21 protein-coding genes are annotated in these 25,106 nt (G+C 67.5%); 14 read left to right on the top strand and 7 right to left on the bottom strand.

The window, feature by feature from the left end:
* Window positions 1-254: 254 nt before the first annotated feature.
* The 4 genes from RYM47_RS07000 to gnd all read left to right on the top strand — a co-directional run bounded on the left by RYM47_RS07000 (window position 255) and on the right by gnd (window position 5,458).
* On the top strand, window positions 255-2,432 hold the full coding sequence (locus RYM47_RS07000) for a carboxy terminal-processing peptidase (protein WP_315386813.1): 2,178 nt from the start codon (window positions 255-257) through the stop codon (window positions 2,430-2,432).
* A 126-nt stretch (window positions 2,433-2,558) separates the two neighbouring features.
* Window positions 2,559-3,257 carry a DUF2242 domain-containing protein gene (locus RYM47_RS06995; protein ID WP_315386812.1) on the top strand — a complete coding sequence of 233 codons (699 nt, stop codon included), beginning with the start codon at window positions 2,559-2,561 and terminating at the stop codon, window positions 3,255-3,257.
* A gap of 119 nt (window positions 3,258-3,376) precedes the next feature.
* Window positions 3,377-4,549, top strand: a complete 1,173-nt coding sequence (locus RYM47_RS06990; RefSeq protein WP_315386880.1) for a hypothetical protein — start codon at window positions 3,377-3,379, stop codon at window positions 4,547-4,549.
* Between the two features lie 3 nt (window positions 4,550-4,552).
* Complete coding sequence (gene gnd / locus RYM47_RS06985; RefSeq protein ID WP_315386811.1) at window positions 4,553-5,458, top strand: phosphogluconate dehydrogenase (NAD(+)-dependent, decarboxylating); 906 nt, start codon at window positions 4,553-4,555, stop codon at window positions 5,456-5,458.
* A gap of 216 nt (window positions 5,459-5,674) precedes the next feature.
* On the opposite strand, the gene RYM47_RS06980 is transcribed toward gnd, so the two are convergent.
* Window positions 5,675-6,718, bottom strand: a complete 1,044-nt coding sequence (locus tag RYM47_RS06980; RefSeq protein WP_315386810.1) for an oxidoreductase — start codon at window positions 6,716-6,718, stop codon at window positions 5,675-5,677.
* Between the two features lie 171 nt (window positions 6,719-6,889).
* Between RYM47_RS06980 and RYM47_RS06975 the strand changes: the two genes are divergently transcribed.
* Window positions 6,890-7,267: a BON domain-containing protein gene (locus RYM47_RS06975; RefSeq protein ID WP_315386809.1), complete on the top strand. Its 378-nt coding sequence runs from the start codon at window positions 6,890-6,892 to the stop codon at window positions 7,265-7,267.
* 147 nt (window positions 7,268-7,414) lie between these two features.
* On the top strand, window positions 7,415-8,926 hold the full coding sequence (locus RYM47_RS06970) for an ATP-binding protein (protein ID WP_315386879.1): 1,512 nt from the start codon (window positions 7,415-7,417) through the stop codon (window positions 8,924-8,926).
* Here RYM47_RS06970 and RYM47_RS06965 read toward each other — a convergent pair whose 3' ends face one another.
* Window positions 8,927-9,661, bottom strand: coding sequence for a 20S proteasome subunit A/B (locus RYM47_RS06965; RefSeq protein WP_315386808.1), 735 nt, complete (start codon window positions 9,659-9,661; stop codon window positions 8,927-8,929). It lies immediately after the preceding gene.
* Between the two features lie 84 nt (window positions 9,662-9,745).
* Here RYM47_RS06965 and folK point away from each other — a divergent pair, with 84 nt between their 5' ends.
* Window positions 9,746-10,231, top strand: coding sequence for a 2-amino-4-hydroxy-6-hydroxymethyldihydropteridine diphosphokinase (gene folK, locus RYM47_RS06960; protein WP_315386807.1), 486 nt, complete (start codon window positions 9,746-9,748; stop codon window positions 10,229-10,231).
* Window positions 10,232-10,237: 6 nt separating this feature from the next.
* On the opposite strand, the gene RYM47_RS06955 is transcribed toward folK, so the two are convergent.
* On the bottom strand, window positions 10,238-10,975 hold the full coding sequence (locus RYM47_RS06955) for a pteridine reductase (RefSeq protein WP_315386806.1): 738 nt from the start codon (window positions 10,973-10,975) through the stop codon (window positions 10,238-10,240).
* Between the two features lie 55 nt (window positions 10,976-11,030).
* On the opposite strand from RYM47_RS06955, the gene RYM47_RS06950 reads away from it, so the two are divergent.
* Window positions 11,031-12,215, top strand: a complete 1,185-nt coding sequence (locus RYM47_RS06950) for an SAM-dependent methyltransferase (RefSeq protein ID WP_315386805.1) — start codon at window positions 11,031-11,033, stop codon at window positions 12,213-12,215.
* Window positions 12,216-12,231: 16 nt separating this feature from the next.
* Window positions 12,232-12,612, top strand: a complete 381-nt coding sequence (locus RYM47_RS06945; RefSeq protein WP_315386804.1) for a VanZ family protein — start codon at window positions 12,232-12,234, stop codon at window positions 12,610-12,612.
* Between the two features lie 208 nt (window positions 12,613-12,820).
* Here RYM47_RS06945 and RYM47_RS06940 read toward each other — a convergent pair whose 3' ends face one another.
* From RYM47_RS06940 to RYM47_RS06925, 4 genes are all read right to left on the bottom strand, one after another.
* Window positions 12,821-15,157, bottom strand: coding sequence for a family 20 glycosylhydrolase (locus RYM47_RS06940; RefSeq protein WP_315386803.1), 2,337 nt, complete (start codon window positions 15,155-15,157; stop codon window positions 12,821-12,823).
* Between the two features lie 114 nt (window positions 15,158-15,271).
* A complete protein-coding gene (locus RYM47_RS06935; protein WP_315386802.1) occupies window positions 15,272-17,935 on the bottom strand; it encodes a TonB-dependent receptor in 2,664 nt (887 codons plus the stop codon).
* A gap of 110 nt (window positions 17,936-18,045) precedes the next feature.
* Window positions 18,046-19,017 (bottom strand): glucokinase family protein, encoded by a 972-nt coding sequence (locus RYM47_RS06930; RefSeq protein ID WP_311184714.1) that lies wholly within the window; start codon window positions 19,015-19,017, stop codon window positions 18,046-18,048.
* Window positions 19,018-19,152: 135 nt separating this feature from the next.
* Complete coding sequence (locus tag RYM47_RS06925; protein ID WP_315386801.1) at window positions 19,153-19,299, bottom strand: hypothetical protein; 147 nt, start codon at window positions 19,297-19,299, stop codon at window positions 19,153-19,155.
* 131 nt (window positions 19,300-19,430) lie between these two features.
* Here RYM47_RS06925 and RYM47_RS06920 point away from each other — a divergent pair, with 131 nt between their 5' ends.
* Genes RYM47_RS06920 through RYM47_RS06900 form a run of 5 tightly spaced genes read left to right on the top strand, consistent with a single transcriptional unit; the run spans window position 19,431 to window position 25,081 of the window.
* Entirely contained in the window at window positions 19,431-20,723 is a 1,293-nt protein-coding gene (locus tag RYM47_RS06920) for a sugar MFS transporter (protein WP_315386800.1), read from the top strand.
* Window positions 20,724-20,765: 42 nt separating this feature from the next.
* Window positions 20,766-21,833 (top strand): LacI family DNA-binding transcriptional regulator, encoded by a 1,068-nt coding sequence (locus RYM47_RS06915; RefSeq protein WP_315386799.1) that lies wholly within the window; start codon window positions 20,766-20,768, stop codon window positions 21,831-21,833.
* Window positions 21,834-21,840: 7 nt separating this feature from the next.
* On the top strand, window positions 21,841-22,869 hold the full coding sequence (locus tag RYM47_RS06910; RefSeq protein ID WP_315386798.1) for an SIS domain-containing protein: 1,029 nt from the start codon (window positions 21,841-21,843) through the stop codon (window positions 22,867-22,869).
* Window positions 22,869-24,017 carry an N-acetylglucosamine-6-phosphate deacetylase gene (gene nagA, locus RYM47_RS06905; RefSeq protein WP_315386797.1) on the top strand — a complete coding sequence of 383 codons (1,149 nt, stop codon included), beginning with the start codon at window positions 22,869-22,871 and terminating at the stop codon, window positions 24,015-24,017. The genes RYM47_RS06910 and nagA overlap by 1 nt, the downstream gene beginning before the upstream one ends.
* The gene (locus RYM47_RS06900; protein WP_315386796.1) at window positions 24,014-25,081 is read left to right on the top strand and encodes a heparan-alpha-glucosaminide N-acetyltransferase domain-containing protein; all 1,068 of its coding nucleotides are present in this window, start codon (window positions 24,014-24,016) and stop codon (window positions 25,079-25,081) included. Before nagA ends, RYM47_RS06900 begins: the two co-directional genes overlap by 4 nt.
* Window positions 25,082-25,106 lie beyond the last annotated feature (25 nt).

Here is a 25,106-nt window from a genome sequence, read left to right as displayed (position 1 = left end):
GGATCGAAGAGGCCGGCCCGCGTTCTGGGCTGAATGCCGTCCGACCCGGATTCCGTTCATCGCTCAGTTTGGCGTGCGCGCAAACCGTTGTTTCTCCGGCTTCTCCGTTCCATTCACGATTTCGTACAGGGCGCGGTTTAGGCTGGAAATGCGCGTTCTGTCGCGCTGGATGACAAACCCCGCAACTTTCGGCACTGTCGTGTGGTCTGATCCGCACGCAGTCTCTCCCCTGGCAAGGTGCCATGAGCAAGTCGATGAAATTCAAAGCCCCCGCATTCCTGTTGGCCCTGGCGCTGAGCGCCCCGCTGGCGCTGTCCGCCTTTGCCGATTCGCCGGCGCTGCCGTCGGCGGCGACCGCCGACCAGGTCACGACCTCGAAGCTGGTCTACGGGCTGCTTTCGGACAGCCGGTATGCGTACCGGCCGCGCGCGCTGGACGCGGCGACTTCCAAGGACGTGTTCAAGCGGTACCTGGAGTCGCTGGACGGCAGCAAGCAGTTCTTTACCCAGGCAGATATCACCAAGTTCGCGCCGTTCGAGGCCAACATCTCCTCGGCGATCCGGGGCGGTGAGCTGGAGCCGGCGTTCCAGGTGTTTGCGGTGTACAAGCAGCGCGTGGGCGAGCGGGTTGGCTATGCGCGCAAGCTGCTCAAGCAGGATTTCGATTTCAGCACCGACGAGCGCTTCGAGTACGACCGCAAGGACGTGCCGTGGGCGGCGAGCAGTGCGGAACTGGATGACCTGTGGCGCAAGTCGGTGAAGAACGACTGGCTGCGGCTGAAGCTGGCCGGCAAGCAGCCGGCCGAGATCCGCAAGACGCTGGACAAGCGCTATGCGCAGCTGGAGAAGTCGGTCAACGAGCTGAAGGGCGAGGACGTGTTCCAGTTCTTCCTCAACGCCTATACCAGCGCGGTGGATCCGCATACCGATTACTTCACCCCGCGCACGGCGGAAAACTTCAACCAGGCGATGTCGCTGTCGCTGGAAGGCATCGGCGCACAGCTGCAGCGCCAGGACGACATGGTGGTGATCCGCGAGATCATCGCCGGTGGTCCGGCGGCGGTGAACGGCACGCTGAAGCCGGGTGACCGCATCGTCGGCGTGGGCCAGGGCAAGTCGGGTCCGGTCGAGGACGTGATCGGCTGGCGCATCGATGACGTGGTGGCCAAGATCCGCGGCAAGAAGGACACCCAGGTGCGGCTGGAATTCATTCCGGCCGAGGAAGGCGTGGACGGCAAGCCGCACATGCTCGTGCTGACCCGGCAGAAGGTTCGCCTGGCCGAACAGGCTGCCAAGGGCGAAACGCTGACCATTCCGGCGAAGGATGGCGAACCTGAGCGCCGCGTCGGCGTGATCAAGCTGCCGACCTTCTACCAGGACTTCGAGGGCCGCCGCCGCAACGCGACCGACTATGCTTCGGCTACCCGCGACGTGGCCAAGCTGCTGGCCGGCTTCAAGAACGACAAGCTGGACGGCGTGGTGCTGGACCTGCGCAACAACGGTGGTGGTTCGCTGGACGAGGCGATCGAGCTGACCGGCCTGTTCATCGAGCAGGGCCCGGTGGTGCAGGTGCGCGAATCCGGTGGCCGGGTCACGGTCAACAACGACCGCAGCGAGGCGGTGGCGTGGGACGGTCCGCTGGCGGTGCTGATCAACCGCGGGTCGGCCTCGGCGTCGGAAATCTTCGCCGGTGCGATCCAGGACTACGGCCGTGGCCTGGTCATTGGTGAAACCACCTTCGGCAAGGGCACCGTGCAGAACATCGTCGACCTGGACCGCTGGCCGAGCGGCGAAGCGCAGCGCTTCGGCCAGGTCAAGCTGACCATCGCGCAGTTCTTCCGCGTGAGCGGCAGCAGCACCCAGCACAAGGGCGTGGTCCCTGACCTGGCCTTCCCGGCCAGCGTGGACGCCAGCGAGTACGGCGAAAGCACCTACGACAACGCGCTGCCGTGGACCCGCATCGCTGCCGTGCCGCATACCCAGTACGGCAACTTCGGTCCGCTGCTGCCCAAGCTGGAAAGCCGCCACGCGTCGCGCATCGCCACCGACAAGGAATTCCAGTGGTGGAACGAGGACGTGGAGCAGTTCCGCACCGAGGCGGCCAAGAAGTACATCTCGCTCAACGAGGGCGAGCGCCGTGCCGAGCGTGAGCGCCAGGAAACCCAGCGCAAGCAGCGCCAGGCGACCCGCAAGGAACTGGGCCTGGACCTGGACCCGCTGGCCGACGACAGCAACGACGATGGCCTGACCGGCAACGAGCGCGACATCGTCAAGGACGCCGCGCGCGAGAAGGCCGCCGAGAAGCGTCCGGATCCGCTGCTGCGTGAGTCGGCGGCGATCCTGGCCGACGCGGTGAACCTGCTGGCCGAGGACCGTCCGCTGTCGGCACAGGTGCTGCCGCAGTCGACCGCGGCGGGCCGCTGGGCGGACTGAACGCCTGGATCGGGTGAATCCTCCTGAAACGAAAGGCCGGCGGAGACGCCGGCCTTTTCGCTTTTAGACCCCGCGCATACGTGTCCGGCCCTATGCTGGGGCGATCACCCTCCTGCAGGAGCGCTCATGCGGCTGTCCTACGCACTTCCGGCCGGGCTGTTGGCCCTGACCCTGTCCGCCTGCGGCGGCAAGGCGGCCGACAGCACGCTGTTGCGCGAATCCTTCGATTCGGGCGACACCTATTCGCGCACGGTACCCGGCACGCCGGCACAGGCCTGCGAGGCCGCACGGCGCACCCTGCTCAGCCAGGGCTATGCGATCGCGCGCGCCGACGCCGATGCGGTCGAGGGCAACAAGAACTTCCAGCCGCGCGAAGACGCGCACGAACAGTTGGTGCTGCGCATCTCCTGCGCGGCGCGCGGCGAGGAGGCGCTGGTGTTCATCAGCGCGGTGCAGGACCGCTATGCGTTGAAGAAGAGCCCGACCTCGGCCAGTGTCGGCGTGGGCGCGCTCGGCTCGGTCTCGTTGCCGTTCGGCAGCAATGACGACTCGCTGGTGAAGGTGGCCAGCAGCACCGTGCAGGACGCCGACTTCTACCGCCGCTTCTTCGCCCGCCTGCAGCAGTACCTGCCGGCAGCCAAGGCCGGCACGCCCGAGCCGGTGCCGCCGGTGCCGACGCCGCCGACCCCGGTTCCGGAACCGGGCCCGACCGCGCCATTGCCCCCTGCGGCTGCGCCCGCAGCCATGCCACCCGCGATGGTGCCGGAACCTGCTCCGGCCGAGGCGGTGCCTGAGGTTGACCACACGCCCACGTCGCAGAACTGACCGGAGCCAGGGTGGCGCGTCCGCGACTTCCTCGCCGCCGTCGGCCGCGTGCTGTGGTGCTGGCGCTTGCCGTGGTGTTGTCGCTGCCGGGCGCGACGAGCGCCGCGCCGTCCGACTGCATGCAATCGCTGCTGGAACGCCTGGGCTGGCAGCTGGGCGAGGCCGATATCGATGCGCCGCGCGTGCACGGCGGCCCGGTCTGCGACCGCGACACGCTGCGCGATGCGCAGGCGGCCGGTGACCTCCGCGTGCAGCTGCCGCGCGCCTGGCCAGCCGCGCAGCGCGAGGCTTTCCTGCGCAGTCTGCTGGACGATCCCGCGACGGTCTGTGCGTACGCCTTTGAACTGGGCAACGCGACCCGGCGCGCGGCCACACGGCTGCAGGACAACCCGGGCTACCGCTTCTCCGGGCTGCAGCTGGGCTGGATCGGCTTCGGCCCCGGTGGCGCGGCCGCGCAGGGCTGGGAAGGCTTCCGCAGCCTCGGCCGCGGCTACCAGCCGGCCGGCCGCAACAGCACGGCCTTGCAGGCCTTCTATGACGGCCGTGTACGCAGCGAGTGCGGGGTGGGCCGCCAGGTCGCGCAACTGGCTACCCAGCGCGAGCTGTACGGCGACGCCGGCTTCGATGCGGCCTTCAGCCCGGCCGAGCTCTCCATCGGCACCTTCCTGACCCTGCACGACACCGACAGCATCCTGCTTGGGAAGCACGCGGGGGAATTCTTCGGCGACGGCAAGGCGGTGCGCACCTCGCGCATGGGCCGGCAGGCGTTCGTCGGCGCACCGGGTTTCATCGAGCACGTGTTCGACCGCCAGTTCCTGGACGACATCAACAACCAGGCCGAGAACTTCGTGGTGGTGGAAGTCAGCGCGGCGGCGGGTGAGGCGGTGCGCACGCTCGGTGGTTTCGCCCACTACGATCGCGTCAACCAGCGCATCTGGGAACTGGCCAACCAGATACCCGGGCCGGGACCGCGACGCTTCGAGCGGCTGCTGTTCGAGCGCGACCCGGCGCTGCGCGCGTCGCTGCCGGCGCGGCAGCAGCCGGTGCTGGCTGAACTGGACGCCCTGCTGGACGATCCGTTCTACCAGGGGTTCGTGATTTATGTGCACCCGCGCGGTATACGTCCGGTGGGCTATCACGTGTCACGCCTGCTCGACCGCAATCCGCGCACGCCGTTCGCGTTCGAGCTGGGCCTGCACAACCTGCATACCACGCTGTACCGCCGCTGGGTGGATACCCAACTCCAGCAGTGCGCGGCAGCATCGAGAGATTCGCAACCCGAGCAGAGGTGAGTCATGGAAATTGCAATGATTGGACTGGGGCGCATGGGCGCCAACATGGCCGAGCGGCTGCATCGCGGCGGCCACCGCGTGATCGGCGTGGACCCGGGCGAGGCCGCGCGTGCCAGCGCTGCCGCGCGTGGCTTCGAAGTGAGTGCGACCGTCGCCGAGGCGCTGGCGACGATGTCGGTACCGCGCGTGGTGTGGCTGATGGTGCCGGCCGGCGACGTGGTCGACCAGACCCTGGCGTCGCTCTCGCCGCACCTGTCCGAAGGCGACGTGGTGATCGACGGCGGCAATTCGTACTACAAGGATTCGATGCGCCGATCCGCTCAGCTGCTCGAAGAAGACGTCACCTACATCGACTGCGGCACCAGCGGCGGCGTGTGGGGCCTGCAGGAAGGCTACAGCCTGATGATCGGCGGCGACGCCGAAGCAGTGCAGCGCATTGGTGCGATCTTCAGGACGCTGGCACCTGCCGAGGATCGTGGCTGGTCGCATGTCGGGCCGAGCGGGGCAGGGCACTTCTGCAAGATGGTCCACAACGGCATCGAGTACGGGATGATGCAGGCCTATGCCGAGGGCTTCGCGCTGATGCAGCGCAAGACCGAATTCAACCTGGACCTGGGTGAGGTGGCGAAGGCGTGGCAGCACGGCAGCGTGGTGCGCTCGTGGCTGCTCGATCTCAGCGCCGACGCGCTGCAGCGCAACCCGCAGCTGGACGGCATCGCGCCATTCGTGCCCGATTCCGGCGAAGGCCGCTGGACCGTGGCCGAGGCGATCGACCTGGACGTGTCCGCACCGGTGATCACCCTGTCGCTGCTGGAACGCCTGCGCTCGCGCGAAAAGAACTCCTTCAGCGACCGCATGCTGTCCGCATTGCGCAACCAGTTCGGCGGCCACGCGATGATGAAGGAATAACGTCGCGCCCTGACCTCGCCGTGATCATGGGGACCTGCACGGTAGGGTCGGTTCCCAAACGACCGCACGGATGGGTGATCGGCGCGACGAACGCATGACCTGTGCCGGAGGCGTTCCTTCGGTAAAGTCATGCCCAACCGGCTCCGGAAAATGCAATGGCGGTCGATCGGGATGCGACCCTACCGGCGCGCTCGTCGGCATCGTTTGGGACACGTCTTACCGCAGATCCACGCGCCGGCCGGTGTCGGCGCTTTCGCGGCCGGCTTCCAGCAGGCGCATCAGCTGAAGGGCCTGCTCGGCAGTCACCGGCGGTTCGCCGTCGCCCAGCATTGCGTCGCGGAATGCGGCATAGAAGCGCCGGTAGTCGCCCAACACGTTATCCACGCTTTGGCGGTGCACCTTGCCATCTCCATCCAGCTGCACCTGCAGCCCGTGCACCGGGTCCAGCCCCCAGCCCGGTGCGCCCGGCGCGATGCCCTGGCGCAACTGGTCTTCCTGCACGTCGCGACCGTCTTTGAGGTAACTGCCCAAACTGCCATGCACCGCAAAGCGCGGTGCAGACGCGGCCACCAGCGAGCCGGCGTGCACGATCGCGCGCAGACCGGGGTAGTGCAGCACGGCGTGGAAATAGTCGTCGCTGCGTGCACCGTCGCGTTGTGCGTCGATGTCGGCGCTGATCGCTTCGGGCCAGCCGAACAGCTGCAGCATCTGGTCGAGCAGGTGCGGGCCCAGGTCCATCCACAAGCCACTGCCCGGTGCGTCGCTCTCGCGCCAGCGGTCGCGCACCTGCGGACGGAAGCGGTCGAAGTGGGAGTGGCATTCGGCAATCCGTCCCAATGCACCGGATTCCAGCACACCGCGCAGGCTGAGATAGTCCGCATCGAAGCGCCGGTTCTGGAACACGCTCACCACGCGCTCGGCGGCACGTGCGGCATCCACCACCGTACGTGCTTCGGCCGTGCTCAACGCGAACGGCTTATCTACAAGTACATGCTTGCCGGCTTCAAGCGCGGCCAGTGCCAGCGGCGCATGCTGCTCGTTCGGCGTAGCGATCACCACCGCGTCGATGGCCGGGTCCGCCAGCAGGTCATCGGCCTGCGCGTGAACGTGCACGTCGGTAAACGTGCGCAGCAACCGGTCGCGCTGCGAACTGGCGATGGCGTGCAACGACAGCCCGGGCGTGTGCTGGATCAAGGGCGCATGGAACACGCTGCCGGCCAGGCCGTAACCGATCAGTCCCACCTGCAGGGTCGCGCTCATGAAATGGCCTTGGGTGTGTGCGTGGAGTAAGAATAATTGCAATTGATGCAGTGCGGAAACGTGAACCGTTGGGGATCAAGCTGACTGGTTCACGGCGATTTGATGTGGCTGCGACGTGCCGTGTACGCACCGCGGCCGACACTGGCGACACACACCAGGGAGACACCGCACATGACCAACACTACGCGTAATCTGCTTGCTGCTTCGCTCGCCTTCGGCATGCTGCTGGGCACCTCCGCAGCAATGGCCAAGGATCCGCCGAAGACCACCGACCACAGCGCCATGACGCATGCCGACAAGCATGATTCGGCCGAACCGGTCACCGATACGTGGATCACCACCAAGGTCAAGAGCGACCTGCTGGCCAGCAGCAATGTGTCTGGCACCGACGTCAAGGTTGAAACGGTCAACGGCGTGGTGTCGCTGTCCGGCACCGTTGCCACCAAGGCTGAGCACGACAAGGCCGTGATGACCGCGAAGGGCATCAAGGGCGTCAAGAGTGTCGACTCCAAGGCCCTCATGGTGGCCGGCGCCGCTGCCAAGCGCTGATCGGCACCGCATCGCATACACCGGGGGCGCGCCGCAGGGCGCGCCCTTTTTGCTGTCCCGGGGACTGTCCGGTTCTGTCCCGTATTCACGTTGGTGTGGAGTATATTCACGCCATACATGAACCCGGCCGGGGAGGCCGAGTACGCCATGCCACCGATCGGGTCTTCGTTGGGACACCTGCGCATCCTGCTGGTGGAAGATTCGCCTGAAGACGCCGCGCTGATGAGCCGGCAGATGCTCGATTCCGGACTGCAGGCGAGTTTCGAGCGGGTGGAGACGGCGGCTGAACTGCGCGAGGCGCTGCTGCGCTTCGCCCCGGACATCGTCCTGTCCGAACTGGGCATGCCTGGCTTCGCCGGCAACCAGGCGCTGGAGATCGTGCGTGGCTGGCACGCGGACCTGCCCTTCATCTTCGTCTCCGGCACCCTGGGCGAAGAGAACGCGGTGGCTGCCCTGCACCAGGGCGCCAACGACTACATCATCAAGCACCAGCCGGCGCGGTTGCCCTCGGCGGTGGCACGCGCGGTGCGCGATGCGCGGGGTTCGATCGACCGCCAGCGGGTGGAAGCCGAACTGATGCGTGCGCAGCGTCTGGAAAGCCTGTCGCTGCTGGCCGCCGGGCTCAGCCATGACCTGCGCAACATCCTGCAGCCGCTGCTGATCATGCCGGAGCTGCTCAAAGCGCGTACCCTGGACCCGCAGTTGCACCACCTCGCGGACGTGATCGCCGAGTGCGGCCGGCGCGGGCACGAGATGGCCGAGTCGATGCTCTCGTTCGTGCGCGGCTCGCGCAACGCCAGCGAACGCATCCAGGTCGCGCACCTGTTCGAGGCGATCGAGCTGCTGCTGCGCAGTACCTTACCGTCGCGCGTGAGCCTGCACCTGGAGGTGCGCGACCCGGCGCTGACGGTGGACGCCAATTACACCGAGCTGCAGCAGGTGTTGTTGAACCTGGCGCTCAACGCGATCCAGGCCATGCCCGACGGCGGCCGCCTGACCCTGCGCGCCGAAGCGGACGCCGACCCGCGCGGCCCGGAACGGCTGCGCCTGTCGGTGAACGACGAAGGCGTGGGCATGGGGCCGGAAGTGATGTCGCGCCTGTTCAATCCGTTCTTCACCACCAAGCCCAACGGCACCGGCCTGGGCCTGATTTCGTGCAAGCGCATCATCGAAGGTGCCAAGGGCAGTATCCAGGTCGCCAGCACCCCCGGCGTTGGGAGCTGCTTCGTGCTGCTGCTGCCGATCCGTGCCGAGATCGTCGAGGAGGCGCAGCCGGCGCAGCCGGTGGCCGCGGGTACCGGGCAATCGATCCTGGTGGTGGACGGCGAGGCGACCCGGCTGTCGCTGCTGGGCAACGCGCTGTCCAGCCAGGGCTACCACCTGCAGCTGGCCTCCGACGGCGGCGCCGCGCTGCGCTGGATGCAGCAGGAGTCGATGCCGGCGCTGGTGATCGCCGATGCCGGCGACAAACTGCTGTCGGCCGGGCATCTGCTGGGCGAAATGGCCGCGCTGGGTTACCACGGGCCGGCGCTGGTGCTGGAGGACGCCGACGAACCGGTGCCGTTGCAGGAATTCCCGGGAACCGTGGATGTCCACCTGTTGCGCAAGCCACTTGAGATGCAGCAGGTGTTCCGCTCGGTGGCCGACGCGTTGGCGTGATCACCCCTCCCAGGGGAACCGCGGCAACAATGCCACCGCCTGCTCCAGTCGCCGCGACCAGTTGCCATGGATTTCCGCATACAGCGGGCTGTCGCCGGCCAGCCGCATGCGGTGGCTGATGTGCAGGTCGCCGGCGCGCAGCAGCACCAGGTCGACCGGCAGGCCAACCGACAGGTTGGAGCGGATGGTCGAGTCCAACGACACGATCGCAGTGCGCGCCGCGTCGTCGAGGTGGGTCTGCGGCCGGATGATGCGGTCCAGGATCGGCTTGCCGTACTTGGACTCGCCGATCTGCAGGAACGGGGTCTCCGGCGAGGCCGCGATCGCATTGCCCAGCGGATAGATCATGTACAGCCCGGGATGCTCGCCGCCGACCTGGCCGCCCAGGATCAGGGTGGCCTGGGTGTTGACCCCGTCATGGCCGTGCTCGGGGTTGCTGCATTTGACCTGGCTGTCGACCAGCACCCGGCCCACGTACTCGGCGACCTCGAACAGGTGTCGGTAGGCGCGCAGGTTCTCCGGCCGTTGTTCCTCCACGTCGCGGTGCAGCCGCGAGATCAGCAACTGGGTGGTGGCGAGGTTGCCGGCGGCCATGATCACGAAGCTGGCCTGGCCCGGGAACTCGAATTCGTGCAGCTTGCGGTGCACGCGAACGTCGTCCAGCGACGCGTTGGTACGGGTATCGGCGGCGAAGACCAGGCCTTCATCCACCGCAATGCCGACGCAATAGGTCATGTCGGTGTCCTATGATGTGCACCCCGATTCTATGCGGTGACCCTGTTGGTCCCGTGTGGATTCGCCCCACGTACGCTGAATACCATGACCACTGTGCTCCTGAGCCTGGGCAGCAACCTGCAGCCGCAACAGCATCTTCACGCCGCGGTGGCCGTGCTGCGCCAGCGTTTCGGCGATATCGGGGTGTCCCCGGCCTACCGCACCGCGGCGGTGGGGTTCGACGGCCCGGCCTTCCTCAACAATGCGGTCGCGCTGGAAACCGACATGCCGCTGGAGGCGCTGGACGCCTGGCTGCATGCGGTCGAAGACGCGCACGGCCGCGACCGCAGCGGGCCGCGCTTCAGCGACCGGACCCTGGACATCGACGTGGTGTTCTATGGCGACCTGATCGTGGAAGGCCCCGGCCACCTGCGAATTCCGCGCCCGGAGCTGAAGCACGCTTTCGTGCTCAAGCCGCTGGCGGACATCGCGCCGGACTTCGTGGACCCGGTCAGCGGGCTGGACCTGGCCGCATTGTGGCGAGCGCACACGCAACATGGCGACGTGTTCGAGGTCGTGGAACTGGGATAACCCCTGTCACGACAACGTCCGCCCCCCATCCACCCGCAATGTGTGCCCGGTCACGAACGGGGCGTCGTTGACCAGCCAATATACCGCCTCGGCAATCTCCTCCACCGTCCCGGTGCGGCCCAGCGGGGTGCGCGCCAGCAGCGCCTGCTGCGCGTAGTCGTCCTTGCCCTGTTCGGGCCACAGGATCGCCCCCGGCGCCACTGCATTGACCCGTACCTTGGGCGCAAGCTCCAGCGCCAGCGAGCGGGTGACCATTTCCAGCGCGGCCTTGGCGGCGGCGTACACCGGGTGGTCGCGCATCGGCTGGGTGCCGTGCAGGTCGGTCAGGTTGACGATGCAGCCCTGGTGGCGGCGCAGCTGCACGGCCGCCGCCTGGGCCAGCAGCAGCGGGGCGCGGGCGTTGACCGCGAACAGGTCGTCCCACTGCTCGGCGGTGATCTGGCCGAGCAGGGTCGGGTAGAAGTTGGAGGCATTGTTGACCAGCGCGTCCAGCCGGCCGAACTGGGCCACGGTCTGTTCGACCAGGTCGGGCAGGGCCTCGGCGTCACGCAGGTCGGCCTGCAGGGCCAGCACGCTGCCCGGGCGCAGCATGTCCAGGTCGAAGGCCATCTGCTGCAGCTCGGTGGTGGAGGTGTTGGCGTGCAGCACCACCGACCAGCCGCAGGAATGGAACTGGCGGGCAATCGCGGCGCCGATCCGGCGCGCGCTGCCGGTGATCAGCACGACGGGTGTGGTGGCGGTCATCGGGGCTCCTTGCAGCTCGGCTATGCTGTGCATTGTCACCGCAATCGCCTGCACCATGCATTCTTCACTGCCCACGCCCGACACCGACGCCCTGGCCCACAGCGACGAACTGGCCGCTGCCCTGCGCGCGGAGATCCTCGCCAATGGCGGCGCCATGCCGTTTGCCCGGTTCATGGAGCTGAGCCTGTATGCGCCCGGCTACGGCTATTACAGCGCCGGGTCCAGCAAGTTCGGCGAGGCCGGCGACTTCACCACGGCACCGGAAATGGGGCCGCTGTTCACCGCGACCCTGGCCAACGCCATCGCCCCCGTGATGCAGCAGCTCGGGCCGGAAGCGCGGTTCCTGGAGCTGGGTGGTGGCAGCGGTGCGTTCGCCGAGATCCTGCTCAAGCGCATGCTGGAACTGGACGCGCTGCCCGAGCGCTACGCGATCCTGGAACCGAGTGCGGACCTGCGCGAACGCCAGCGCGAGCGCCTGGAACGCGCGCTGGTGCCGCCGCTGTTTGCCCTGGTGGAATGGCTGGACGGCCCGTTCGACGACGACTGGGACGGGGTGGTGTTCGCCAACGAAGTGATCGACGCCCTGCCCACGCCGCGTTTCCTCGCGCGCGACGGCATGGTCTACGAGGAAACGGTGGAGCTGGATGCCAACGGCGCGTTCATGCGCGGCGCGCAGCCGGCCGACGCGATGTTGAGCGCGGCAGTGCGCCACCTGGAGCGCTACCGTGAGAAGCCCTTTGCCGACGGCTACCGTTCCGAGCTGCTGCCGCACCTGCCGTACTGGATCCAGGCGGTGGCCGGTGGGCTCAAGCGCGGCGCCATGCTGTTCGTCGACTACGGCTACCCGCGCAACGAGTTCTACAACGACGACCGCGACGACGGCACCGTGCGCGCGTTCTACCGCCACCATGTGCACAACGACGTGTTCCTGTGGCCGGGCCTGCAGGACCTTACTGCTTCGGTGGATTTCACCGCGCTGGCGGAGGCCGGCACCCATGCCGGGTTCGAGCTCGCCGGGTACTGCACGCAGTCCAGCTTCCTGCTCGGCAATGGCCTGGACGCGCTGTTGGCGCTGGCCGAGGGCCGTGCCGACGAGGTCGGCAAGCTGCGCCTGCGCGACCAGGTCAAGAAGCTCACCCTGCCCAGCGAAATGGGCGAGCGCTTCCAGGTGATGGGGTTCCAGCGCGACGTGGATTTCGAACCGGCGTTCGCGCTGGGCGACCTGACCTGGCGTCTCTGAGATGCCGGCCACCGGGATGTTGAAGCCACTGCGCTTCCCGCGCCTGTGGCTGGGGCTGTGGTGGCTGGCGATCGTGGTGACGATCGTGGTGTGCCTGATTCCGCCGCCGCCACTGGGGTTGCCGCCGAACAGCGACAAGGTCGAGCATTTCCTCGCGTATTTCCTGCTGGCCTCGGCGGCGGTACAGATCTACCGCACGCGCACGCGCACGGCGCTGCTGTGCGCTGGCGCGGGCCTGGTGTTGCTCGGCGTAGGCATCGAGTTCCTGCAGGGCGCGTTGACCACCAACCGCATGGCCGACCCGATGGATGCGCTGGCCAACACGACCGGGGTGATCGCCGGGATGGCGATCACCTTTACGCCGTTGCGCGATGTGTTGATCCGTCTGCGGGGCTGACTGGCGGTAGGGTCGGTTCCCAAACGACCGCCGATAACAACGAGCAGATCATTGGCGCATGACCTCCGAACGCAAGAAGCGCATTTCGTTCCGGAGTCCATGCGTCACCGTGCCGATCATGGTTATCGGCGGTCGTTTGGGAACCGACCCTACCAATGCGGTTCCCACCATCGCGCGGGTGCCGGCTATTGCCGGCACCCGGAAAACCTCAGCGCGGAACCAGCGTCAACTCGTCCAGCACCCACATCGTCGGGCGCGTATCGCCGGTGAAACGCACGCACAGGTCCTGGCGGCCCTTCAGCGAACGCGGCAGCTTCGCTTCCAACGTGATGAATCCATCCGCACCCGGCGCGGCCGGCAGCGGCACGCTGGCCAGGGGCTTGCCATCGCACTGTGCATTGAGGATGTCCATCTCACCATGCGCGCTGCGCGCCTTCACGAAGCGGCGCTGCGGCTCGTCGTGGGCCAGCTGGAAGTAGTACGGAATCTGCCCCGCGCGCACGCGCAGGCTGGCGATGCCGTCGACGTCAGCCTTCTCCCACAGCCAGCACGGGTTGAAGATGTTGACGTTGAAGATCGCGCGCTCACCCTGCAACGGACCATCGTCTTCCAGCCGCAGCAACAGCTTGCCTTCGCCCGGGCACATCGCCAGATGCTCGTCGTTGCGCGTGAGCAGCGACTGCGCGGTGATGTCGAAGCGGCTGGCCGCCTTGGCCAGTGCCTGTCCATCGAAGAACGCAGCGGCCTGCACGCCAACCGGCAGTGGCTGGGTCAGCGGCGCGGTGTAACGTGGTGATTGCGCGGTGACCGCACTGCCGTCCACGCTGTAGCGGATTTCGTAGTTGAGCGGGTTGCGCAGCGCCAGCGTGGCGGTGCCGGCCTTGCGGTCGTCGCTGACGTCGGCTTCCACCTCGAACGGCGTCTGCGCATACGCGATGCCCATCGCCTGCCAGCGCTGCAGCTGCGACGGCAACCGGGCCAGGAAATCGGCGAAGTTGCGGCGGTCGCGCGGCGTCCAGCCGGTTTCAGCCACCGCGGCAAGGCGAGGGAACACGTTGTGGTGCAGCCGCGCGACGCTGCGGGTGTGCTCGGTGAACATGTTGGCCTGCAGGCCCAGGATGTGCTGTTCCTTGTCCCTGGCCAACGCGTCGGGCACCGGTTCGAAGCCGTACACGCGGCCCAGCGGCGTGGTCAGCGGGCGGCCCGGCGGCTCGTTTTCCGAGTTGGTCTGCAGGTAGTCCATGTACATGTCGGTAACCGGCGACATCACCACGTCGTGGCCTTCGCTGGCGGCCTTCAGGCCGCCTTCGGTGCCGCGCCATGACATCACCGTGGCCTCCGGCGGCAGGCCGCCTTCGAGGATTTCGTCCCAGCCGATCAGGCGGCGGTCGTGCTGCTCCAGGAATTTCTCCAGGCGCTTGATCAGGTGCGCCTGCATTTCATTTTCGGTGCCGGCGCCGACCTCGCGCATGCGCTCCTGCACGCGCGCGTTGGCCTCCCACTGGTCCTTCACCGCCTCGTCGCCACCGACGTGGACGTACTTGGCGGGGAACAGTTCGATGACCTCTTCCAGCACGTTCTCCAGGAACTCGAACGTGCTTTCCTCGGTGTTGAACAGGTTCGGGAACACGCCCCATTCGCTGAGTGGCTGCAGCGGCGTGTCGATCGTGCCCAGCTCGGGGTAGGCGGCAATCGCGGCGGTGGCGTGGCCGGGCACGTCCACTTCCGGAATCACCTGGATGTGGCGCGCGGCGGCGTAGGCGATCACTTCACGGATCTGGTCCTGGGTATAGAAGCCGCAATAGGGGCGTGGCTCGCCGGTGACCGGGTCGCGGCCGCCATCGCCGGCCGGAATGCGGCAGCTGCCCACTCCGGTCAGCTTCGGGTAGCGCTTGATCTCCATGCGCCAGCCCTGGTCATCGGTGAGATGCCAGTGGAAGGTGTTGAGCTTCTGTTCGGCCATCGCGTCGAGCACGCGCTTGATCTCGTCCAGGCTCTGGAAGTGGCGGGCCGAGTCCAGCATCAGGCCGCGCCAGCTGAAGCGCGGCGCGTCGTCGATCTTCAGCGCCGGCACCACGCCGTTGCTGCCGCCGGTGAGCAGCTGCGACAGGGTGGCCGCGCCGTAGAACAGGCCGGCTTCGGTCGCAGCCTGCACGGTCACGCCGCGCGCATCGCTGCGCAGCTGGTAACCCTCGGCGCCGGTCTTGAGCGTCGCGTCGAGCACGAAGCGGATGCCATCGGTGCCGCGCGCGGTGGCCACGGCCAGTGCCGGGCCGCCGCTGTGCTGCAGCTGGGTGGCGAACAGGCCGGCCACGCGCTGGGCGGCCGCACCCTGCGCACGCAGCGCGGTGGTGGAGGTGACGGTATAACCCGCGCCCTCAAGGCGTTGCAGCTGGGCGGGGGCGGGAATGAGGGGCAGCGAGCCGGGCAGGGCACGCGGGCCGTCCGGGGCCTGGGCGTCGGTGGCCTGGGCCAGCGGCGCGAGGGAGAGTGCCAGTGCGAACGAAAGCAGCGACAGCGAGGTACGACGGGTGCGGGTCTGCATCGGGTCATTCCTTTGGTGCGGTGTGAAAAAAAACGGGCCCGGATATCCGGACCCGTTTTCAGGTGAGGCGCGGTGCGGCGTAGAGCCGGGCCATACCCGGCTCCACGCACCGTATCAGTACTTGAAGCGGAAGTTCAGATAGTACTGGCGACCGTTGGAGTAGAACGAGGTCGGGATCGACGCGCTCTGGTAGTACTTGTAGGTCGGGTTGTTGAGGTTCAGGCCGTCCAGGGTGATGCTCATCCACTTGGTCGGCGAGTAGCTCAGCGAGGCCGACAGCGTGCCGAAATCATCCTGGTAGTACGGGTTGGCACCGGACAGGCTGATCAGGAACGAGGAACGGCGGGTGTAGCTGACACGTGCACCGAAGGTGTCGTTCTCGAAGAAGGCGCCCACGTTGTAGGTGTTCTTCGAGGTGCCCAGCAGGTTGTGGCTGCCGTCGGCCCAGGTGTGCGCGGAGGTGCCGTTGGCGTAGGTGTAGTTGGCGTTGATGCCGAAGTTCTCGCCGATCGGCTGCTCGTACGCCACTTCCACGCCGGTGACCTTGCCGTCGGCATTGATCGGGGTGGACACCGCGTAGGTTTCAAGCTGGTTGGTCAACTCGCTGAAGAGCTGCTTGTTGATCACGTCGAAGGCGATGTAGTCCTTCAGGTCGATGTGGTACGCACCAACCGACAGCAGGCCGCGCGGCATGAAGTACCACTCCAGGTTGGCGTCCAGGTTGGAGCCGATGGTCGGCTTCAGTTCCGGGTTGCCGCCACCGCCGGTCTTGTTCAGGTCCGAACCCCAGGCAGACGCACCCAGTGCCGAGTAATCCGGCAGGGTCTGGGTCTGCGACGCGGCCACGCGCAGCACCAGGTTGTCGTCCAGGTCGAACTTGATGTTGGCGCTCGGCAGCACGCGGCTGTGCTTGTTCTGGAAGGCCTGGCGCTGCCACATGCCGAACAGGCTGCTGACGTCGGCGCGGGCCGGGTCGCTCACCGCCAGGTAGGTGTCGATGTCCTGCTTGATGTCCACGTAACGCAGGCCGACGTTACCGCTCCACCAGTCACCGGTGAAGTTGGCCTGCACGTAGCCGGCGAAGTTCTTCTCCTTCACCTTCCACTCGGCGCCGTAGTTGTGGCGACCGGTCGGGCCGTCATTGTTGGCCAGCCAGGTGGAGTTGTTGAGGATCGCAGTCTGCAGCGCGTCCGGGGTGTAGTACCAGATGTCGCGCGGGAAGTTGCCGCCGATGCCGCTGGCGAAGTTGCCCGGGTAGTTGCCCGTGGCACTGCCGCGCAGGGCCGACCAGATGTCGCCCGGGCTGGCGCCTTCCGGCGACAGCGCTTCACGTTCGTGGTCGGCGAAGCGCAGGCCGAAGTCGATCGAGCTCAGCGCGCCACCGTCGCCGAAGTACTGGTTGAAGTCGAGCGATGCCCAGTCTTCCTGGTCTTCCGCCTTGACCTGCTGGTTGCCCCAGGTGCCGAAGCTGCTCACGCCGTTCGGGCTGGTGTCGCCGCCCACGTTCCAATCCACCGGCGAACTGGCGCCGTGCGTGGACCAGTTGGCGCCGCCGCCCTGGCCCAGGGTCACTTCGGCGATGAACTGGCGCGGGGTTTCGCCGGTGCCCTTGGTGGTGCCGGCCTGGAACTTGGCTTCAAGGTTGTCGTTGATCTGCCAGTCGGCGTCGAAGGTGACGTAGCTGGTCTTGGCCGTGGCTTCACGGTAGATCATGTCGTACACGGCGTAGTTGGTGCCCGGCACGCCCGCGTAGGTGGCATTGCTGAGCACGCCGTCGGTGACCGTGTAACCCGGGTTCGGCGCCTGCGACCTGGCGAAGTTGCCGCCCCACATCATGTAGTTGCGGTTGTAGTTGTTGGCTTCCAGTTCCGAGGTGAACCCGCTCAGGCCGAGGGTCAGGTTGTCCATCGGCTTCCACTGGAACGTCAGCAGGCCGCCCTTGCGCTCACGGGTCTGCTCGAACAGCGTCGAACCGAGCAGGCCCGGCACGTTCACGCCGATCAGGTCCGGATTGGTCGCGGCGACCGGGTCGGTGGCGGCGATCTTGAAGAAGCCACCCGGGATTTCCTGCGCTTCACGGCGCAGCTCACGCTTCTGGTAGAAGGCCTGCAGCAGCACGCCGAAGGTGTTGCTGTCGTTCTTCCAGTTGACCAGGCCCGAGAACTGCGGGTCGGTCGAATCGGCCTGGTCCGAACGCACCGCGCCGAGCGAGGCTTCGGCGCTGAACGGCTTGGAGAACTGCAGCGGGGTGCGGGTGATGATGTTGACGGTACCGGTGGTGCCGCCGTCCTGCAGCTTGGCCTGCGAGGACTTGTTCACTTCCACCGAGCTGACCAGCTCGGACGGCAGCAGCGAGTAACTGACGCTGCGGCCGACGTTGTTGCCCTGGCTGAGCACGAACCAGTCGGCCGAACCGACGCTGTGGCCGTCGATCAGGGTCTGGGTCAGGCTCGGGGCGGTGCCGCGCAGGCTGACGCGGTCGGCTTCGTCGAAGCCGCCTTCGTCGGCGCTGGCCGAGCTGATGTTCACGCCGGGCAGGCGCTGCAGGGTGTCGGCCACGTTGTGCGCCGGCAGCTTGCCGACGTCTTCGGCGGTGACCACTTCCAGGCGCGCATTGGCTTCACGCTTGGTGTCGAGCGACTTCTCCATCGAACCGCGGATACCGGTGACGGTCACGGTGTCCAGGTCGGTGGCGGTGGGCTGGGCGTCCTGCGCGTTTGCGCCGAAAGCCATACAGCTGAAAATGGCTGCCGAAAGCAGGCTGATACGGTGGTTCATGATGTCTCTCCTCATCAATCGTGTGTGCGCCAGCGACGGCGTTCGGTTAGAGATGCGTACAACCTTGCCCAGCGACCGTTGCCGGTGCGCGACTTACTTTTGAAACTGGATCAAGCGTCCGTGCGGCCGAGGTACCAGCTGGCGGCGCCGATGACGCCCAGTTGCCCGTGCTCGACCACCTTCACGGGAATACGTTCCAGCGCCTCGCGCATCGGCCCCTTGTTGAGGTACCGGGTGACGAAGGTGCTGTTCAACAGGAATTCGCGGATCTGCGGCAGGATTCCGCCCGCCAGGTACACACCGCCATGGGCGCCGTACTGCAGGGCCATGTCGCCGATGGTGCTGCCGAGCAGGCCGCAGAACACTTCCAGGCTCTGGCGCGCCAGCACGTCCTGGTTGCTGACGGCGGCGGCGGTGATCGCATCCGGGGTGGCCAGCACCGCCGGCTGCCCTTCGATCGCGCACAACGCGCGGTAGAGGTTCATCAGGCCCGGGCCGGACAGCGCGTGCTCGACCGAGACGTGCGCGTGCTCGCGCTGCATCTGGCGGACGATGGCCATTTCCAGTTCGGTGCTGACCGCCAGGGTCGGCTGGCCGGCTTCAGTGGCCAGCACCACCGCGCCGTGCGCGGTGGGAATCCACAGCGCGGCACCCAGCCCGGTACCGGGGCCGACCACGAGGGTCGGGCCGCGCGGTGCGGTGGCCGGACCGGTGAGCTGCAGCACGCCGCTGGCATCGACCTGGGCGGCGGCATAGGCCACCGCTTCGAAGTCATTGACGATGTACACCGCTTCCAGGCCCAGGTCGCGCTCGATCTGCCGGGCCGACAGCGGCCACGGCACGTTGGCGGTGATCACGGTGCCGTCTTCGCGGGCATAGCCCGCCGTGGCCACCACGCAGTGCGCGGGCCGCTCGCCGTCGGCGATGAAGGCGGACAGGATCGCGCTCAGGCCGGGGTAGTCGGCATTGCGGAACTTGCGGTACTCCAGCAGCTCAACCGGGTGGGCCGGGTCGGCGCTGGCCTGCACGCGGGCCACGCGGACGTGCGTGCCACCCACGTCGGCGGCCAGGAACGGCGGCATCGCGGGGCTGGCATGGGCCGGTATGGCGTGGGCGGCTGCGGTCACACGGACTCCCCTGGGATGCGTACGGCCGGGTCTGGCCCCGGCGATTGAGCGGAGTCTGTAATCGTTCTGACAACGATGTCAACGATAACCTCACACTTTCGATGCTGCGCCGCAGCGACCTGCGTCACAAGAAAACGTTTTCATGCCGATGTCGTAAAGATTTCGCAAAGCTGCTGCAATCAAAGGCCCCGTGAAGGCAGGGCGGGAGGTTGCCGGGTATTTGCGCAGCTGCAGCATGCGGTTTTCCAGCGCTGCCGCAGAAACCAGTGGTTGACAAAGACCAGTGGCCCATCGAATAAATGTGACAACGTTGTTCCCAGCCACTCTTCCGACGCCGCCCGCGTGCCGTCGATGCAGGAGCCTTCCAGATGTCCGCAGTGCCTGCTGCTTCCGCGCGTTCCAGCGTGGCCACCTCGATCCTGATCATCGGGGTGCTGTTCTTCCTGATCGGCTTCTTCACCTGGCTCAACGGTCCGTTGATCACCTTCGTCAAGCTCGCCTTCGAGCTCGACGAGGTCGGCGCCTTCCTGGTGCTGATGGTGTTCTACCTGTCCTATTTCTTCCTGGCGCTGCCGGCCTCGTGGATCCTCAAGCGCACCGGCATGAAGAAGGGCCTGAGCCTGAGCCTGCTGGTGATGGCCGCCGGTGCGGTGGTGTTCGCCCACTTCGCGCAGCAGCGCTGGTACCCGGGCGCGCTCAGTGGCCTGTTCATCATCGGCAGCGGCCTGGCCCTGCTGCAGACGGCGGTGAATCCGTACATCAGCATCCTCGGCCCGATCGAGACCGCCGCACGCCGCATCGCGCTGATGGGCATCTGCAACAAGATCGCCGGCATGATCGCCCCGTTCCTGATCGGCACCCTGGTGCTGCATGGCATCGGCGACCTGTCCGACCAGGTGGCCGCCGCCGACCCGGTGACCCGCAACGCGCTGCTCGACACCTTCGCGGCCAAGATCCAGATGCCGTACATGGCCATGGCCGGGCTGCTGGTGGTGCTGGCGGTGGGCGTGCTGTTCTCGCCGCTGCCGGAAATCAAGACCGCCGAAGCCAACGCCACCCCGGCGCGCGCGCCCGGCGTGGCCGAACGCACCAGCATCTTCCAGTTCCCGCACCTGTGGCTGGGCGTGCTGTGCCTGTTCGTGTACGTGGGCGTGGAAGTGATGGCCGGTGACGCCATCGGGACCTACGGACACGGCTTCGGCCTGCCGCTGGACCAGACCAAACTGTTCACCTCGATCACCCTGTTCGCCATGCTGGTCGGCTACCTGGCCGGCCTGGCGCTGATCCCGCACGTGGTCTCGCAGTCGCGCTACCTGAGCATTTCGGCCACGCTCGGCGTGCTGTTCTGCATCGGCGCGCTGTTCACCCACGGCTATGTGTCGGTGGGCTTCGTCGCCGCGCTCGGCTTTGCCAACGCGATGATGTGGCCGGCGATCTTCCCGCTGGCCATCCGCGGCCTGGGCCGCTTCACCGAAACCGGCTCGGCGCTGCTGGTGATGGCCATCGCCGGTGGCGCGATCATCCCGCAGGCGTTCGCGGTGCTGAAGCAGCATTTCGACTTCCAGTTCGTGTTCGCCGGGCTGATGGTGCCGTGCTACCTGTACGTCCTGTTCTACTCCCTGCGCGGCTACCGGATCGGCCTGCCCCGCGACGGGCAGTGATCGGCGATCATGGACGCCCAACCGGTGAGCCAGGAAAAGAGCATGCGCAGAGCGACCATCAAGGATGTCGCCGAACGGGCCAAGGTGTCGTTGAAGACCGTTTCGCGGGTCATCAACAACGAACCGTCGGTGATGCAGGCCACGCGTGCGCGCGTGCTGCGTGCCATCGCCGAGCTGGACTACGAGCCCGACCCCGCTGCACGCAACCTGCGCACCGGCACCACGCTGGTGATCGGGCTGGTTTACGACAACCCGAATCCGTACCACATCATCGGCGTGCAGAACGGCGTGCTCGCCGCCTGCCGCGAAACCGGTTTCGGGCTGCAGATCCATCCCTGCGACTCCAGCTCGCCGATGCTGGCCGAAGAACTGGCCGACTGGGTGCAGCGCTCGCGCCTGGCCGGGCTGGTACTGACCGCGCCGATGTCCGAGCGCGCCGACCTGGTTGCCGCGTTGACCGCACGCGGGATCAAGCTGGTGCGCATCATCGCCGCCACCGCCGACCCGCAGGACGGCGCCTGTGTGTTCGTGGACGACCGCGAGGCCGCCTACGAGATCACCGAACACCTGATCCAGCTCGGCCACCAGCGCATCGGCTTCCTGTGGGGCGGGTCTTCGCACCGTTCCAGCGGCGAGCGCCACGCCGGCTATGAAGCGGCGCTGCGCGACTACGGCATTCCGCACGACAAGCACCTGGTGGTGCAGGGCGATTACACCTTCGACGACGGCTTCCGCGGCGCGCGCCGGCTGCTGGCGTTGCGCGAACCGCCCACCGCGATCTTCGGCTCCAACGATGAAATCGCCGCCGGCGTGCTCGCTGCGGCCAAGTCGGCGGGCATGAACGTGCCCTACGACCTGTCCATCGCCGGCTTCGAGGACAGCCCGTTCTCGCGCCAGTCGTGGCCGCCGCTGACCACTGCCAAGCAGGCCACCGAAGACATCGCCCGGCATGCCGCGCGCCTGCTGATCGCGCAGCTGCGCAGCGACGCCTATGACGACGCGCCACTGCAGCTGCAGAACCAGGGCTTCGTGCCGCAGCTGATCGTGCGCGGTTCCACCGCCCCGATGCGGCCGCTGGCCGCGCGTCCCCCCACCCCCGAAACCACCTGAGTCCCGCATGTCCCTGCCAGCCCCGCACGACACCCTGATGTTCCGCGAAGCCGCCGAAGCGGCCGACGTGATCGCCGCGCAGTTCACGCGCAACGAAGCGACGGTGCAGACGCTGGCCGCGACCCTGCGCGCGGCGCCGCCGCCGTTCGTGGTGACCTGCGCGCGCGGCAGCTCGGACCACGCCGCGACCTATGCCAAGTACCTGCTGGAGACCAAGCTCGGCCTGGTGACCGCCTCGGCCTCGCCGTCGGTAGGCTCGGTGTACGAAGCGCCGCTGCAGCTGCGCGGGGCGCTGTACATCGTCATTTCGCAGTCCGGCAAGAGCCCGGACCTGCTGCGCAATGCCGAGGCCGCGCGTGCGGCCGGTGCGCGCGTGGTGGCGCTGGTCAACGTGGAGGATTCGCCGCTGGCGCAGTTGGCCGAAACGGTGATTCCGCTTGGCGCGGGCGCCGAACGCAGCGTGGCCGCGACCAAGAGCTACCTGGCCTCGTTGTCGGCGATCCTGCAGCTGGTCGCGTACTGGAGCCAGGACCCCGGCCTGGTCGCCTCGCTGAAAACCCTGCCCGACGCATTGCGCCAGGCCTGGAACAGCGACTGGTCGGCGCTGACCGACGGCCTGGTGCCGGCGCACAATCTGTTCGTGGTCGGCCGTGGCCTGGGCCTGGGCGCGGCACAGGAAGCCGCATTGAAGTTCAAGGAAACCTGCGGCCTGCACGCCGAGGCCTACAGCTCGGCCGAGGTCAAGCACGGACCGATGGCGCTGGTCGGCCCGGGCTTCCCGGTGCTGGCCTTTGCACAGCCGGACGAAACCGGCGCGGGCACCCGCGCGGTGGCGGCCGAGTTCGCCGCGCGCGATGCGCAGGTGTGGCTGGCCGCGCCGGACGGCGACCTGCCGCTGCCGCAGGCGCCGCATCCCGCCTGCGCGCCGCTGTTGACCGTGCAGGCGTTCTACCGCGCGATCAACGCGCTGGCGCTGCGTCGCGGCCACAACCCGGACCTGCCGCCGCACCTGAACAAGGTTACGGAGACCGTCTGATGAAGACTGTCCTGCGCAATGCGCGGATCCTGACTGCCGATGGCTTCCGCGACGATCTTGCGGTGGTGATCGAAGCGGGAAAGATCAGCGCGCTGGTGTCCGATGCCGCTCCGCAGCTGGGCAGCACGGCCGAGCAGGTGGACCTGGGCGGCGGCTGGCTGCTGCCGGGCTTCATCGATGCGCAGGTCAATGGCGGCGGCGGCGTGCTGTTCAACAACACGCCCGACGTCGAAAGCCTGCGCACGCTCGCGGCGGCGCATCGCCGCTTCGGCACCACCGCGCTGCTGCCGACGCTGATCAGCGACGACGTGCAGGTGATGCGCACCGCGATCGACGCCACCCGCACCGCCATCGAACAGGGCGTGCCCGGTGTGATCGGCATCCATCTGGAAGGCCCGTACATCGCACCGGCGCGCAAGGGCACCCATGACGCCAACAAGTTCCGGGTGCCCGATGCCGAGGAGATCGCGCTCGCGGCCTCGCTCGATAACGGCGTGACCCTGCTCACCCTCGCTCCGGAGCGGGTGCCGCTGGACAGCATCCGCGCGCTGGTCGAACGCGGGGTGATCGTCGCCGCCGGGCATACTGCTGCAACCTATGAAGAGGCTCGCGCCGGGCTCGACGCCGGTATCCGTGGCTTCACCCATCTGTACAACGCGATGTCGCCGTTGACTGGACGCGAACCCGGCGCGGTCGGCGCCGCGCTGGAAGACCGCGACAGCTGGATCGGCATCATCGCCGATGGCGTGCACGTGCACCCGGGCAGCCTGCGCGTGGCGCTGGCGGCAAAGCCATCCGGAAAGGTCATGCTGGTCACCGACGCGATGTCGCCGGTCGGCGCCGACAGCCCCAGCTTCGAGCTGTATGGCGAAGTCATCACCGTGGTGGATGGCGTGGTCCGCAATGCCGCCGGCGCCCTGGCCGGCTCGGCGCTGGACATGGTCACCGCCGTGCGCAACGCGGTGAACCTGCTCGGCCTGCCGCTGGACGAAGCCGCGCGCATGGCCTCGCGCTACCCGGCGCAGTTCCTCAATGTGGACGACCGCCTGGGCGAGATCGCCGAAGGCTACCAGGCCGACCTGGTGCTGCTCGACGACGCGCTGCAGGTGCGTGCAACCTGGATTGCCGGCCAGCGCGAGGACGCATGAACACACCTGCATCGGTGCGCATGGGCTCCATCGACGCCCTGCGCGGACTGACCGTGGCCGCGATGCTGCTGGTCAACAACCCGGGCGACTGGGCACACGTGTATGCACCGCTGCTGCATGCGGAGTGGCACGGGTTCACCCCCACCGACCTGATCTTCCCGCTGTTCCTGTTCATTGCCGGGGTCTCGATGGCCTGGAGCCTGGTGCCGCGAGCGGTGGACCCGCTGCTGCGCCCGGCGCTGGCACGCACGCTGTTGCAGCGTGCGCTGCGGATCCTGGTCGCAGGCGCGCTGCTGCACGTACTGGCGTGGTGGCTGTTCGACCTGCCGGCGTACCGGGTGTGGGGCGTGCTGCAGCGGATTGCGCTGTGCGTGGCGGTGGTAGGCCTGTTGGCCATCCATGCGCGTGCGCGCACGCACTGGCTGGTACTGGGTGGGCTGCTTCTCGGCTACACGGCGTTGCTCCTCGGTGCCGACACACTGGCACCGTGGCACAACCCGGTGAGCCGCGTCGATACGGCCTTGTTCGCGCCGTTCCTGTACAAGTACGACGCGATCACCCGCCTCGGGCATGACCCCGAAGGCCTGCTCAGCAGTGCCGGCGCGATCGCCACCACGCTGCTGGGATTGATCGCCGGCAGCTGGCTGCGTGCAGGGCGGCGCGGCGCGCTCGCCGGGCTGGCGCTGGTCGGGTTGGGCGCGGGACTGCTGCTGGCGGCGGTGCTGCCGTTCAACAAGAACCTGTGGACGCCAAGCTACGTGCTGTGGACCGGCGGGCTGTCGATCCTGGCGCTGCTGCTGGCGCACCAGCTCATCGACCGCTGGCACTGGCCGACGGTCGGGCGCCGTTTCGGCGTCAACGCGATTGCCGCCTACCTCGGTTCGTCGGTGATGGCGCTGGTGCTGATCGCGAGCGGTGCGTGGGCGGCATGTTTCGCCGGGCTGCTGTCGTTGATGCCTGGCGCGCCGAAGCTCGCGTCGCTGTCGTGCGCGCTGGGATTCGTGGCGTTCTGGTGGTGCGTGATGTGGCTGCTTGATCATCGCCGCGTCTATTTCAAGATCTGATGCGCGTTGTTTTTGACGTGGCCAT

The sequence above is a fragment of the uncultured Stenotrophomonas sp. genome (genome assembly GCF_963519125.1).
Classification (GTDB): domain Bacteria; phylum Pseudomonadota; class Gammaproteobacteria; order Xanthomonadales; family Xanthomonadaceae; genus Stenotrophomonas.
This window is presented reverse-complemented; position numbering and strand designations above follow the sequence as displayed.